The following is a 12,444-nucleotide window of genomic DNA, read 5'->3' as shown; positions in this document are numbered from 1 at the left end:
AATGCCCGACCTACGGAAATCTTTTTTATTGTGTACAGTAAGGCAGCCTGAAACATTATTTTTCTTGTTTTCTCAATGAAATACACGCCAGCATCAAATAAACGATGCCAAACATCGCCAAAATCGCGCATTCCATCAACAAATTCGGCACGCCCAATCCTTTGGTAAAACTGCCAATGCTGATGCGCTGAAACCACGATGCAGGAAAACCCAAGCCCATCGCTTTTGCGCCACCCGTCATGGTGGAAACGGGATACATCAAGCCCGAAAAATTCACGGTCGGAATCATCGTCCCCAGTGAACTGATGAAAAACGCCGCCGTTTGCGATTTCACAAATGATGACACCAGCAAACCCAAAGCCGTGGACGCGCACACCAATAAAGTTGCGCCCAACATCAATGCCCAAAACGAACCTTTCAACGGCACACCAAACCAAAACACCACCATCACGGTCAAACACAAGGCATTGGTCGCGCCCATCACAATATACGGCAACTGTTTACCCAACAAATATTGCCACACACGCGCAGGCGATGCGTACAAATTGGCAATAGACCCCATTTCGCGCTCACGCACCACACTCAACGCCGTCATAATCGCAGGAATCATCATCAGCATCATCATTAACATGCTAGGTACCATTGCATTAACGCTTTTGAAATCTTGGTTATACATATAACGTGGCACAATCGCCGCACTTTCAGGCAGCCTGAAACCTTGTTCTTGCAGAAATTCCAGATTAAATCGCTGCACCAATGCCGCAGAATAAGCATTGACATTGCTGGCATTAAATGGCGTGGTGCCGTCAATCATGATGCCGATTTCAGGCTGCCTACCTTGTTGCACATCGCGCCCAAATCCCGCAGGAATATCCACAATCAACATCGCCCGATTACTTTGCAACAATCTATCCGCTTCGGCAGCAGAATGAATTTCAGGCAGCTCTATAAAATACGCTGAACCACGAAATTGTTGTGCCAACTGCCGACTAATCGCACTTTGGTCTTTGTCCCATACCGCAAAATGCAGATTATTGACATCAAACGAAATCGCCCAGCCAATAGATGCCAACATAATCAACGGACCAAACAGCGCAAAAAACAAACGGATTTTACCGCGCACCAATTCTTTGGTTTCACGCAACGCAAATGTCCACACCGTAGCCAATAAATACCGCCAATTTTGGCTGCGGTCATGTTTTTCAAATGTGGTTTCGGTTTTCAGGCTGCCTGAAACGGGCGAAATCACACGCGAAATAAACAACAAATGATTAGCAGATGGTTGGTCGGCATAATGCACAAAACCTGCTTGCTCAAAATCCACCACCGCGCCTGTTTGCAAATGCGCCCAATCTTGCGCGTTCATATGGTCTGAGTATTGATTTTGCGCGATTAACGCCACCACGCGCCCCTGTAATTTACCCTCTTGCACATCATCGCCCAAACAAATCGGTTCTCCATTTTCATATTTCAGGCTGCCTATGTTTTCAGGCTGCCTGAAAGATTCATGATGTGGATTATCGGCTTGATACGTTCGTTTCGCCGCCCGTTCTGCCGTTTCATCACGCGCATCTTGCAACAAATAATGAATAAAGGTTTCTTCCATATTCGGCTGACCCGTTTGTGCGATGAGTTCCGCTGGTGTACCAATCGCCAAAACGCGGCCACGATTCATCATGGAAATGCGGTCGCAGCGTTCCACTTCGTTCATAAAATGCGTGGACACGAAAATCGTCATGCGGTCTTCGCGCGATAATTTGAGCAAAGTGCGCCAAAACATATCACGCGCGGCAGGGTCCACGCCCGAAGTCGGTTCGTCCAAAATCAACACTTCGGGCGAATGCAAACACGCGGCTGCTAATTGCAAACGCTGGCGAATCCCCAGCGGCAAAGATGCAGGCGCAACATCGGCAACATTGTCCAAATCAAAATCACGCAAGGCTTTTTGGACGGCGGCGCGACCACTTTCGCCGTCCATTTGGTATAACTTGGCGTGCAAAACCAGATTGTGTTTGACGGTCAATTCTTCGTATAAAGAAAAGGCTTGCGACATATAACCCACGCGCATACGAATTTCTGCATTGTCGGCATCAATAGGCTGACCGAGCAATTTAGCGGTGCCTTCGGTGGTAGGAATCAAGCCTGTCAGCATTTTCATGGTGGTGGATTTGCCGCAACCGTTCGCGCCCAAAAAACCAAAAATTTCGCCTTTTTGAATGGTGAAACTGACGTGATTGACGGCGGTAAAATCGCCAAATTTTTTGGTTAAACCATGTGCTTCCATTACGGGCGGCATATTGGGCAAAGGTTCAAATGGCGTGATTTTCAGGCTGCCTGAACCTTGTTTTTCTTTGGGCAATAATTGGATATAGGCTTCTTCTAATGTGCTTGCGCCCAATTGTTGCATGACTTGGCGCGTGGGTTGATTAACCAATAATTTGCCTGCGTCCATCGCCAATAAATGTTCAAATTGTTCCGCTTCGTCAATGTATGCGGTGGCGACAATCACGGTCATGCCGCTTTGTTCTTGCTGCAAATCGCTGACCAATTGCCAAAATTGACGGCGCGACAAGGGGTCAACGCCTGTGGTTGGTTCGTCCAAAATCAAGATTTCGGGATTGTGTACCAAGGCGCAACACAAACTCAATTTTTGTTTCATGCCACCTGATAGTTTGCTTGCGGCGCGGTCGGGAAAGGGCGCGAGTCCTGTCGCGTCCAATAATCGTTGAATGCGTTGTTGGCATTCTGCTGCGTTGAGTCCAAATAATCGTGCGTGAAATTCAATGTTTTCGTACACGGATAAGGTGGGATACAAATTCCGTCCCAAACCTTGCGGCATATAGGCAATGCGATGCGACAGGGCTTGTCGTGTGGCTGCATCTGCCATATTGCCGACCAAAACATTCACATTGCCTGTTTGTATCACGCGCACGCCTGCAATCAGCGACAATAGGGTGGATTTGCCTACGCCGTCGGGCCCGATTAAGCCAACGGTTGCGCCGCTTGGAATGTCCAGCGATACGTTGTCCAATGCGAGTACATTGCCGAAACGGTGGGAAAGATTTTGGATGGAAATGGCGTTCATAAGTATGAATAAAGTAGGGGAAATGGTTTTTTCAGGCAGCCTTTCACTACCCTACAAAACTGAAATAAGCTGCCTGAAACAGAAAAAGCTGCCGTCATTCCCGCGTAGGCGGGAATCCATTTTTAACTTTAAGAAACAAAAGTTTGTGTAACTCAACGTTGGATTCCCGCCTACGCGGGAATGACGATGTTTTTTATTTTGTAGGGTAATGAAAGGCAGCCTGAAAGTATTTATATCAAAAAATGCAGCCTGAAAACAATAAATAAATGAAAAATCTGTTTTTTAATATTTAAAGGCAGCCTGAGAACTTATTTTCAGGCTGCCTTTTGATTGAATTTAATTTTCTACCAATTATTTCATCGCGCTGCTCATCACACGTACATTGTAGCGGAATAAATCGGTATAAGTTTTAGCAGGTGCGCCTTTGCTCAACGCATCAGAATACAAAGTACCACCCATTTTCACGCCTGTTTCTTGGGCGATGCGCTGTACCATGCGACCGTCTTTAATGTTTTCCGCGAACACGGCTTTCACGCCTTGTTGTTTGATTTGGCGGATAATCGCTGCCACGGTTTTCGCAGAAGGTTGCGCTTCGGTGCTGACACCTTGTGGCGCAAGGAAAGTAACGCCGTAGCGTTTTGCCAAATAATTAAACGCGTGATGTCCTGTCAAAACTTTGCGTTTATCGCGTGGAATGGCATTGAATTGCTGACGGGCGTAAGCGTCCAATTTCACCAATTCGGCAGAATAGGTTTTGAAACGTGCTTGATAATAGCTAGCACCAGCAGGGTCGGCTTTAATTAAGGCGGCGGTTACATTGGCGGCATATTTTTGCATCAAAACAGGGTCGTGCCAAACGTGTGGGTCAAATTCGCCATGGTCGTGATGATGTCCGTCTTCGCCATGATGATGGTGATGATGCCCGCCTTCTTCATTTTTCAGCGGTGTGATGCCTGCTGTGGCTTCGGCATAGGGCACGCGACTTTGTCTTACCGCACGCAAAACATCGGCTTGTTCCAAACCCAAACCGTTGAGCAACACAAGTTTTGCGCCTGCAATTTTTTTCACATCTGCGCTGGTTAATTGATAAGCGTGTGCATCTGCATCTGCGCCCACCAAATTGGTTACGCTCACGCGATTACCACCGATTTGTTTGGTTACATCGCCCAAAATACTGAAACTGCTGACTACGGGTAAAGTGTCCGCCCAAATGCAGCCTGAAAACAATAATGCAACGGCGCAAGTGGTCGGTTTAATCATTTTGTTGAACATGATACATCTCCTGTGTTGGTGCTAAAAGAAAGGCATTGTACATGATTTTGCGTTACGGTATAACACAGTTTTTTAGGCTGCCTTATGATACACGATAAAAAATATTCAGGCAGCCTGAAAAAATGATGTATTAAATATATTTTTTACATGTAAGTCAGATAGTTATAGTGAATTTGCTAAACCAGTACAGCGTTGTCAGCACCCTTATGTACTCGGTGTACACGGCGGGCGTGGTCGCCTTGTCCTATTTTTATTTTAAGCGACTATATATATCCAATATTTTCCATGTGGTACAAGATGTGTCGGATTCAAAAATTCACTGTAATCTGAAATTTTTGCAAAACCCATTCAGGCTGCCTTTTTATCCAATTAACCCAAGGCAGCCTGAAAACCGTATAATGCGACATCACACTCATCATTATCCTACAAGGAAAAAGCATGTCTGAATTGAATGAAATTTTGGCGCATAACCGTGAATTTGTCGCATCAAAAGCCTATGAAGCCTTTGAAGCAGGTAAATACCCCGAACGCAAATTGGCGATTTTGTCGTGCATGGATACGCGCATGGTGGAATTATTGCCTGCCGCGTTGGGCTTGCGTAATGGCGATGTGAAAATGATTAAAAGCGCAGGTGCGTTGGTGATGCATCCATGGGGTGCGGTCATGCGTTCTTTGTTGGTTGCGGTATTTGAATTGGGCGTAGAAGAAATTATGGTGGTGGCACATTTTGACTGCGGTATGCGTGGTTTAAATGCGCCTGAATTTTTGGAAAAAGCGCGTGAACAAGGTATTCCCGATGAACGCATTGACACGCTGCGTAATGCTGGCATTGATTTAAACGCATGGCTAACAGGTTTTGATGACGTGGAAACCAGCGTGCGCCACACCGTTAATACCATTCGCAATCATCCGCTGATGCCCAAACACATTGCAGTACACGGATTGGTCATTGACCCGCACACAGGTGGATTGTCGTTGGTGGAAGAAGATGTCAATGAAGCACAGGAATCTGCAGCATGAAACTCGGTTTATTTGGTGGCAGTTTTGACCCGATTCACAAAGGACATTTGCACATTGCCCATGCGTTTGCCGAAGAATTGGCGTTGGATACAGTGGTATTTTTACCTGCTGGCGACCCGTATCACAAACAAGGCGAGCGTGTGGCAGCAAAGCATCGTTTGGCGATGGTGGAAGCAGCGATTGCTGACAAGCCACATTTTGCCGCCAGCGATTTGGATATGGTACGCGAAGGGGCAACTTATTCGGTGGATACGGTGCAAATTTTCAAGCAACATTACCCGAAAGATGAATTGTGGTGGTTATTGGGCATGGACAGCCTGTTGCAACTGCATACATGGAAAAATTGGCAAACTTTTGTGCGCCACACGCATATTGCCGTTGCCGCGCGTGCAGGGCAAAATCTGATGAGCGCACCGCATGAATTGCGCGATTGGTTGGGCGATGCTTTGCAAAAAGGCAGCCTGAAAATCTTGTCTGCACCTTTGTATGATGTCAGTTCCACGCAAATTCGTGCCGAATTGGCAAAAGGCAAAAAAGCTGATGAATGGCTGCCTGAAACAGTAGCAGATTATATTACGCGTGAAAAATTGTATCGGTAAATATATAGAAGGCAGCCTGAAACTATTTTTCAGGCTGCCTTTTAATTATTCTGCTGTTACCTTGTCCACTATGTTTTGACGATAAAGACACGTCTCGCCCAGTTTATCCAAATACGCTTCATGCGCCGCCACTTCCTCATCGCTGGCACGCAAAACACGCAAATATTCAGGACGTGGTACTCTGTTTTCCGCCGCCGCACTCGCCGAAATAGAATCAAACTGGTCAGTCAAACTAAACTGCGTTTGCGTCATTTTCAGATACACACCGCCCAATAATTCGCAGTCAATCAATGCGCCATGCAATACCCGCTTACTTCTGTCCACGTCCAAACGCAAACACAAGGCATCCAAACTATTTTTCTGCCCTGGGTAAGCATCACGCGCCATTTGCAACGTATCAATCACATTCGGGCAAATGCTCTCCACCGTTGGCAAACCCACTCTGGCAAATTCCGCATTCAAAAATCCCACGTCAAATTTCGCATTGTGGATAATCAATTCCGCGCCTTGCAAATAATCAAAAATTTGCTGCGCCACTTCGGCGAATACAGGTTTACCTGCCAATTTGTCCAAAGTAATCCCATGCACCTGAATCGCTTCTTCGGGAATATCACGCTCTGGATGAATATACAAATGCAGATTATTGTCGGTAAATTGGCGATTTTTCATTTCCAAGCCCGCAAATTCAATCATGCGGTCGGGATTATCAGGGTCGCTGTGGTTGAAACCTGTGGTTTCAGTATCCAAAATAATTTGACGAAGAACACTCATGTTTTATCCTGTTTATTTGGTGGCGAAAGGCAGCCTGAAACGTTTTCAGGCTGCCTATTTATTGATACGGATTTTCTAAATTTTGAATAAGTTTTTGAAAATATTCGCGTAATTGCGTTTCGCTGCAACCCATCAACAAAGCATCTTCAAACGCATCTTGTGCGGTTTGATACAACTCGTCCATGTTTTGCTGCATCACTTTGATTTTTTCGGTACAGGATACAGGGTCGCCATTGTCGCTATACCATTTGGGCATTTGGGGTTGTGCCATCTTGTTTCCTTTTTGATGTTGTTTTCAGGCTGCCTTTTGCACTATTATATTTATATAAAGGCAGCCTGAAAATCAATTCCGAATAAAATTTTGTGCATTATTGCGTTTCACACGACGTGCAGTTGCATATCTGCTATTCCAGTATTTGTTGGACAAACTGGTGATTTCAATGCTTTTACCCGAGCGTGGCGCATGAATAAAACGGTCATTGCCGACATACATGCCCACATGCGAAATGCGTGAACCGCGTGTACGGAAAAATACCATGTCCCCTGGTTGCAAATCGCTGCGTGATACATGCACGCCCACAGTCGCTTGTTCAGCAGAAGTACGCGGCAAATTCACAGCAAATGCTTTGCGGAACACATATTGCATAAAACCACTGCAATCAAAGCCTGTGGGCGATGTCCCACCAAATCGGTATGCCACGCCCAAAAATCCCATTGCGCTGCTAATCAATTCATCTGCATCACCACGACTGTTACTCACAGGTGGACTTTTTTGCGCTGGCTGTGGACGTGGTTGCGGTGCGGGTTGCGTAGTCGGTTTTGGGGTTGCTGCTGGTTTGGGTGCAGTTGTTGTTTTAGGTGTAGCAGTTGGTTTGGGCGTAGCCGTTGTCTTGGGTGCAGTCGCAGTTCTAGACGGCGGCGTCGTTTTAGACGTGGTTGCGTTTTTAGGTGTGGTCGCTGATTTGGTTGTATTTGTTGTTTTGGATGTCGTCGTTGTTTTGGACGATGCTGTTGTTTTAGGTGCAGTTGCCACTTTAGACGATGTCGCAGGTTTGGTATTTACTGTTGTTTTAGATGCTGTGCGTGCATTGCTACTGCTAGATTTAGCAGTAGAACGATTGGATTGCTGAGTCGTTTGCTTGGAAGCAGCCGTATTTTTTGTTGCTTCTTCACGCTTATTAGTCGTACGAGTTGGTGTTGCTTGTTTAGCCTTATTACTTTGGTTCGTTTTGTCATTACGAGCCGTTTCACGTTTGGTATTGTTTGGTTTGGTAGCCGTAGATTTAGTGTTTGCAGCCTGTTTTTGTTGTGCAGGACGTGCTTTGGTTTCGTTAGATTTAGGCGCAGCATGGCTGACTGTTCCAACAGCCAATAAAAACAAAACAGCGAGACGATAACAATATCGGTTCATAATCTATTTAGGTTAAATCATCAATAAGTGCATTCTAACCGATTTCGCGCAATGACACGTTAAAAACTGTCAGAAAATGCAAGGAAATTTAGGTTTCAGGCTGCCTTTTGTTATAATTTTCGCCTTATTTATTTTCAGGCTGCCTCAAATCATGCCAACATCAACCCTGCATACACAACTGCTTACTTTCCTTTCCCCCAGCGAAATCCCAGCCGACCAAGCCCCATTTTTGCTTGACCAACGCAAACGCTATGTCAGCCAAAATTGTTTGGTGGTACAACCCAAAAGCGTAGAAAATGTACAAAAAATCGTCCGATTTTGCGCCACCAATCGCATTCCCATCACACCACAAGGCGGTAATACAGGCACAGTTGGCGGTAGCGTTGCCCAAAGTGGGATTGTGTTGAATGTCAGCAAACTCAATCAAATCAGAAACATCAATCTTGCCGACAATACCATTACCGTAGATTCAGGCTGCATTTTACAAAATATTCAAACCGCTGCTGCCGAAGTCAATCGTTTTTTTCCATTAAGCCTTGCCAGTCAAGGTTCATGTCAAATTGGCGGCAATATTGCCACCAACGCAGGCGGCTTAAATGTTTTGCGTTATGGCACCATGCGCGATTTGGTCATGGGTTTAGAAATCGTGTTACCGAATGGCGAAATCGTTTCTCACTTGCCACCTTTGCACAAAAATACCACCGCGTATGAATTGAAACATTTGTTTATTGGTAGTGAAGGTACGCTTGGCATCATCACAGGCGCGACGCTCAAATTATTTGCGCCACCGCAAACCATCGCCACCGCATGGATTGGCGTAGCAAGCATTCAGGCTGCCGTCCAATTATTGTCGCTGGTCAAAAATCATTTTGCTGAACGCTTGTGCAGCTTTGAACTTATCAGCGAATTTGCGCTCCAAATTTCCGCACAACACAGCCGCATCACCCCACCGACACAATCCGCATGGCATATTTTATTGGAATTGACAGACAGCCTGAAACGCGATGATTTGGGCGATTTATTGGCAGAATTTCTGTATCAAAATCATTATGAAAACAGCGTATTAGCCCAATCCGAGCAAGAACGACAAGATTTATGGACATTGCGCGAAAATATTTCCGCTAGCCAACGCGCTTTGGGTGCGAATATCAAACACGATATTGCCGTACCGATTGTGCATGTTGCTGATTTTGTAGCAAATTGCAGCGCAGAATTGATGCAAAAATATCCCGAAATGCAATTGGTGATATTTGGACATTTGGGCGATGGCAGTTTGCATTACAACACCTTTTTGCCTGTGAAAAACAACGATGTTTATCAATACGAAGATGCGATTAATACCATTGTTTATCATCATGTTATCGCACAAAATGGCACCATTGCCGCCGAACACGGCATAGGCAGCCTGAAAAAACATTGGCTGCACACCGTGCGCACGCCCGATGAAATCGCCTTGATGCGTGCCATCAAAGCACAACTTGACCCACACGGTTTGTTTAACCCAAATAAATTGCTGCCAAGTGATTGACACTATGACGGAATATCAGTATAGTTTCGGTCTTTCAAACACGGCGAATTAGCTCAGTCGGTTAGAGCAGAGGAATCATAATCCTTGTGTCCGGGGTTCGAATCCCTGATTCGCCACCAGTTTTGGGGGTATAGCTCAGTTGGTAGAGCGCTTGCATGGCATGCAAGAGGTCAGCGGTTCGATCCCGCTTACCTCCACCAAATTAAACAAGGACTTAACTATTTTTAGGTAAGTCCTTTTTCTTTTTCCCTTTCATGGGGGGTAAATAATGGTGTAAATATAGTCAGTTAAAATAAGAATAGGACACTAATGTATCAGTAAAATGCAAATGCCTTCCGCTGGGTAAGATGGTTCGCATATCTCTTAATGTTTGCCCATGTTTGTTCTATGGGATTAAGCTCTGGTGAATAAGGTGCAAGTGGCAAAATTTTATGCCTCCATTGTGTAAATAACGCGGTTTATTTCTACACCTATGAAAATAAAATGGTTCTGATATTTTTCAGGCTGCCTTTATAGAAATTAACCTAAATTCACATTTTTAAAATATTTCTCCCCACAAAATCCTTTTCTTGCTATAAAATCTTTTCCACTTAAAAATTCATAAAAACAAGGGAAACACAATGAAATTTTCTAATTTTGGTAACAAGTTCACCCAGAAAACGGGTATTTTGCAATTAATGGACGATTTGGGTAATGCGCTTAATAGCGACCGCCCTATTAATATGCTGGGTGGTGGTAATCCAGCGCGGATTCCTGAAATAGACGCGGTTTACCAAACCGTTTTGGAACAAATTGTTGCCAATGGCGCAGGCGTGGAAAGTGTCGGTAATTATTCCACACCACAAGGCGATGCAAAATTATTACAAGCATTGGTGGATTTTTTCAATCGTGAATACAACTGGGGTTTGACAACCGACAATATTGCGCTGACCAACGGCTCACAAAACGCATTTTTCTATTTATTCAATTTGTTCGGCGGCAAATTTGCCGATGGCGACAAATCCATTTTGTTGCCGCTTGCACCCGAATACATTGGCTATGGCGATGCACATGTTGAAGGCAAACACTTTATTTCCGTACCACCCAAAATGGAAGATGTGTCGCATGAAGGCGAACACGGTTTCTTCAAATATCGCGTGGATTTTGATGCGCTGGAGAATTTGCCTGAATTGAAAAATGGCAAAATTGGCGCGATTTGTTGCTCACGTCCAACCAATCCAACGGGCAATGTGCTGACCGATGACGAAATGGCGCATTTAGATGCATTAGCACAAAAATATCACATTCCTTTAATTATTGATAATGCCTATGGTATGCCATTTCCTAATATCATCCATAGTGATGCCACGCTGACATGGCATGAGAATATTATTTTGTGTTTCAGCTTGTCCAAAGTCGGTTTACCAGGGGTGCGCACAGGCATTATTGTTGCCGCACCCGAAGTGGTACAAGCGATTAGCAGCCTGAATGCGATTGTCAATCTTGCGCCCACACGTTTTGGTGGCGCACTGGTTACACCATTATTGCAAGATGGCAGCCTGAAAACGTTATCTGATAAACATATCCAACCGTTTTACAAAAAACAAGCAACATTGGCGGTTTCGCTGCTGAAAAAAGAATTGGGCGCGTATCCAATGAAAATCCACAAGCCAGAAGGCGCGATTTTCCTGTGGGTTTGGTTCCAAGATTTGCCGATTACATCGCAAGAATTGTATGAACGCCTGAAAGAACGCGGCACATTGATTATTCCAAGCGAACATTTTTTTGTGGGACTGGATACGCAAAATTATCGTCATGCGCATGAATGCATCCGCATGAGCATTGCACAACCCGATGAAACGCTGGAAAAAGGGATTGCCGACATTGGTGCGATTGTGCGCGAAGTGTATGATGCAGCAAAATAATCTTTAAAATTTTTTAAATAAAGGCAGCATGAAAAGATACGACATATTTTTCAGGCTGCCTTTTGTTGATATGATACAAATAAAATCAAGGAAATACTTGTCCTTATCTCGCAATCACGTTACCATTTACCCTTTTTAATCCACCCAGTTTTCAGGCAGCCTGAAAATATTTTTGAGACAGAAAAAATGATTAATGACATTCAAAAATCAGCTGAAACCAAAATGAAACGCTCCATTGAAGTATTGAGCGATAATCTTGCCAAAGTGCGTACTGGTCGCGCCCACACGGGTTTGCTTGACCAAGTTTCTGTGGAATATTGGGGTAGCGAAGTGCCTGTGAGCCAAGTGGCAAGCGTAACTTTGTTGGACGCGCGAACCATCGGCGTGAAACCGTTTGAAAGCAATATGGCAAGCAAAATTGAAAAAGCGATTCGTGATTCTAATTTGGGCTTGAATCCTGCATCGGTTGGCGATTTAATCCGCGTACCCATGCCAATGCTGACAGAAGAACGCCGCAAAGATTTGATTAAAGTGGTGCGTAGCGAAGCTGAAGATGGTCGTGTTTCCATTCGCAACGTGCGCCGCGATGCCAATGATCACATCAAAAAATTGTTGAAAGACAAGGAAGTATCGGAAGATGAAGCACGTCGTGGCGAAGAAGCGGTACAAAAATTGACCGATAAATATATTGCTGATGTTGATAAAATGTTGGCAAGCAAAGAAGAAGATTTAATGGCAATTTAATATAGTGAATTCAATTTAAACCAGTACAGCGTTGCCAGCTCCCTTATGTACTATGTGTACACGGCGGTCGCTGTCGCCTTGTCCTGATTTAAATTGAATCCACTATAATA

At 44.8% G+C, this 12,444-nt stretch carries 9 protein-coding genes, 2 tRNA genes and 2 pseudogenes; 7 read left to right on the top strand and 6 right to left on the bottom strand.

Annotated elements, in window-relative coordinates; all coding sequences use genetic code 11:
• Positions 1-55 precede the first annotated feature (55 nt).
• Both MIS45_RS10620 and MIS45_RS10615 read right to left on the bottom strand, forming a co-directional pair.
• On the bottom strand, positions 56-3,085 hold the full coding sequence (locus MIS45_RS10620) for an ABC transporter ATP-binding protein/permease (protein ID WP_249450506.1): 3,030 nt from the start codon (positions 3,083-3,085) through the stop codon (positions 56-58).
• 351 nt (positions 3,086-3,436) lie between these two features.
• Entirely contained in the window at positions 3,437-4,357 is a 921-nt protein-coding gene (locus tag MIS45_RS10615) for a metal ABC transporter solute-binding protein, Zn/Mn family (protein WP_249450505.1), read from the bottom strand.
• A 438-nt stretch (positions 4,358-4,795) separates the two neighbouring features.
• On the opposite strand from MIS45_RS10615, the gene MIS45_RS10610 reads away from it, so the two are divergent.
• Both MIS45_RS10610 and nadD read left to right on the top strand, forming a co-directional pair.
• On the top strand, positions 4,796-5,377 hold the full coding sequence (locus MIS45_RS10610; protein ID WP_249448653.1) for a beta-class carbonic anhydrase: 582 nt from the start codon (positions 4,796-4,798) through the stop codon (positions 5,375-5,377).
• Entirely contained in the window at positions 5,374-5,976 is a 603-nt protein-coding gene (nadD, locus tag MIS45_RS10605; protein ID WP_249450504.1) for a nicotinate-nucleotide adenylyltransferase, read from the top strand. The genes MIS45_RS10610 and nadD overlap by 4 nt, the downstream gene beginning before the upstream one ends.
• 45 nt (positions 5,977-6,021) lie before the next feature.
• Here the strand turns inward: nadD and dnaQ are convergent, their stop codons facing one another.
• The 3 genes and pseudogenes from dnaQ to MIS45_RS11450 form a co-directional block, all read right to left on the bottom strand.
• Complete coding sequence (dnaQ, locus tag MIS45_RS10600; protein WP_249442598.1) at positions 6,022-6,747, bottom strand: DNA polymerase III subunit epsilon; 726 nt, start codon at positions 6,745-6,747, stop codon at positions 6,022-6,024.
• A 58-nt stretch (positions 6,748-6,805) separates the two neighbouring features.
• The gene (locus MIS45_RS10595) at positions 6,806-7,018 is read right to left on the bottom strand and encodes a hypothetical protein (protein WP_249442597.1); all 213 of its coding nucleotides are present in this window, start codon (positions 7,016-7,018) and stop codon (positions 6,806-6,808) included.
• A gap of 72 nt (positions 7,019-7,090) precedes the next feature.
• Positions 7,091-7,498: pseudogene (locus MIS45_RS11450) on the bottom strand (C40 family peptidase); the annotation flags it as partial.
• Between the two features lie 811 nt (positions 7,499-8,309).
• Between MIS45_RS11450 and MIS45_RS10585 the strand changes: the two are divergent.
• From MIS45_RS10585 to MIS45_RS10575, 3 genes are all read left to right on the top strand, one after another.
• Positions 8,310-9,686 carry an FAD-binding oxidoreductase gene (locus MIS45_RS10585; protein ID WP_249450502.1) on the top strand — a complete coding sequence of 459 codons (1,377 nt, stop codon included), beginning with the start codon at positions 8,310-8,312 and terminating at the stop codon, positions 9,684-9,686.
• Positions 9,687-9,728: 42 nt separating this feature from the next.
• Positions 9,729-9,805, top strand: a tRNA-Met gene (locus MIS45_RS10580).
• Positions 9,806-9,810: 5 nt separating this feature from the next.
• Positions 9,811-9,886 (top strand) — tRNA-Ala (locus MIS45_RS10575).
• A gap of 83 nt (positions 9,887-9,969) precedes the next feature.
• Here the strand turns inward: MIS45_RS10575 and MIS45_RS10570 are convergent.
• A pseudogene (locus MIS45_RS10570) lies at positions 9,970-10,129 on the bottom strand (IS630 family transposase); the annotation flags it as partial.
• 177 nt (positions 10,130-10,306) lie between these two features.
• On the opposite strand from MIS45_RS10570, the gene MIS45_RS10565 reads away from it, so the two are divergent.
• Together MIS45_RS10565 and frr are read left to right on the top strand one after the other, a co-directional pair.
• Positions 10,307-11,590, top strand: a complete 1,284-nt coding sequence (locus MIS45_RS10565; protein ID WP_249450501.1) for a valine--pyruvate transaminase — start codon at positions 10,307-10,309, stop codon at positions 11,588-11,590.
• Positions 11,591-11,776: 186 nt separating this feature from the next.
• The gene (frr, locus tag MIS45_RS10560; protein WP_249445922.1) at positions 11,777-12,334 is read left to right on the top strand and encodes a ribosome recycling factor; all 558 of its coding nucleotides are present in this window, start codon (positions 11,777-11,779) and stop codon (positions 12,332-12,334) included.
• Positions 12,335-12,444 lie beyond the last annotated feature (110 nt).

The organism is Wielerella bovis, assembly GCF_022354465.1.
In the GTDB taxonomy this organism is placed as follows: Bacteria; Pseudomonadota; Gammaproteobacteria; order Burkholderiales; family Neisseriaceae; genus Wielerella; species Wielerella bovis.
This window is presented reverse-complemented; position numbering and strand designations above follow the sequence as displayed.

Bases quoted from the DNA above. Each gene is read 5' to 3' on its own strand.
- MIS45_RS10620 (WP_249450506.1), bottom strand. From the start codon at position 3,085: ATGAACGCCATTTCCATCCAAAATCTTTCCCACCGTTTCGGCAATGTA.
- MIS45_RS10615 (WP_249450505.1), bottom strand. From the start codon at position 4,357: ATGTTCAACAAAATGATTAAACCGACCACTTGCGCCGTTGCATTATTG.
- MIS45_RS10610 (WP_249448653.1), top strand. From the start codon at position 4,796: ATGTCTGAATTGAATGAAATTTTGGCGCATAACCGTGAATTTGTCGCA.
- nadD (WP_249450504.1), top strand. From the start codon at position 5,374: ATGAAACTCGGTTTATTTGGTGGCAGTTTTGACCCGATTCACAAAGGA.
- dnaQ (WP_249442598.1), bottom strand. From the start codon at position 6,747: ATGAGTGTTCTTCGTCAAATTATTTTGGATACTGAAACCACAGGTTTC.
- MIS45_RS10595 (WP_249442597.1), bottom strand. From the start codon at position 7,018: ATGGCACAACCCCAAATGCCCAAATGGTATAGCGACAATGGCGACCCT.
- MIS45_RS10585 (WP_249450502.1), top strand. From the start codon at position 8,310: ATGCCAACATCAACCCTGCATACACAACTGCTTACTTTCCTTTCCCCC.
- MIS45_RS10565 (WP_249450501.1), top strand. From the start codon at position 10,307: ATGAAATTTTCTAATTTTGGTAACAAGTTCACCCAGAAAACGGGTATT.
- frr (WP_249445922.1), top strand. From the start codon at position 11,777: ATGATTAATGACATTCAAAAATCAGCTGAAACCAAAATGAAACGCTCC.